The sequence below is a fragment of the Xenorhabdus sp. Sc-CR9 genome, assembly GCF_963897815.1.
GTDB lineage: Bacteria > Pseudomonadota > Gammaproteobacteria > Enterobacterales > Enterobacteriaceae > Xenorhabdus.
Genome location: NZ_CAWQTY010000101.1, coordinates 1 through 695 on the forward strand (window position 1 = coordinate 1; position 695 = coordinate 695).

At 40.4% G+C, this 695-nt stretch carries 1 protein-coding gene; it reads left to right on the forward strand.

The features are described 5' to 3' along the window. The first annotated feature begins 155 nt into the window (after window positions 1–155). Window positions 156–611, forward strand: a complete 456-nt coding sequence (gene tnpA / locus AACQ81_RS04745; protein ID WP_237388507.1) for an IS200/IS605 family transposase — start codon at window positions 156–158, stop codon at window positions 609–611. Window positions 612–695: the final 84 nt, after the last annotated feature.

A 695-nucleotide genomic window follows, 5' to 3' on the forward strand; every position in this document is an offset into this window, starting at 1 on the left:
TTATGGCTTTAGCCAGTTTAAGTAGCGTCAGCTTCTTAAACATAAAACCACCCGCTATGCGGGTGGAGACCAAGGGTTATACCAAGAAAAACACCTTTCCGTTACGATATAGATGTTCAAGCTAATATACGTAACTCAAATAAGGAAAGGTGTTTATGGGAATTAAAGCACAAAACTCAGCCCATACAAAGTGGCTATGCAAATACCCTATTGTTTTTTCGCCGAAATACAGACGAAAAATCATTTTTGCCCGTTTACGTTCAAGTATCGGTGAGATATTACGAAACCTTTGTAAATACAAAGGAGTGGAAATAATCGAAGGGCATCTCATGCCGGATCATGTGCATATGCTGGTGAGTATTCCCCCAAAAATCAGTGTTTCAAGCTTTATGGGATACTTAAAAGGTAAAAGCTCGTTAATGAGCTTCGATAAACATGCCAATTTAAAATACAAATTTGGCAACAGGAAGTTTTGGTCGGAAGGATATTATGTCAGTACAGTGGGGCTGAATGAAGCCACAATCCGTAAATATATCAGAGAGCAAGAAAAGTCAGACCTCATTCAGGATAAATTAAGTACACGAGAGTCAGACGACCCCTTCAAGGGGTAAGCCAAAGAAGCAAAGACACTTAGCTTGAACGAAGAGAAAGCCGCGTCATTTAGGCGCAGTCGGTAACATGCCCTTATAGGGCTA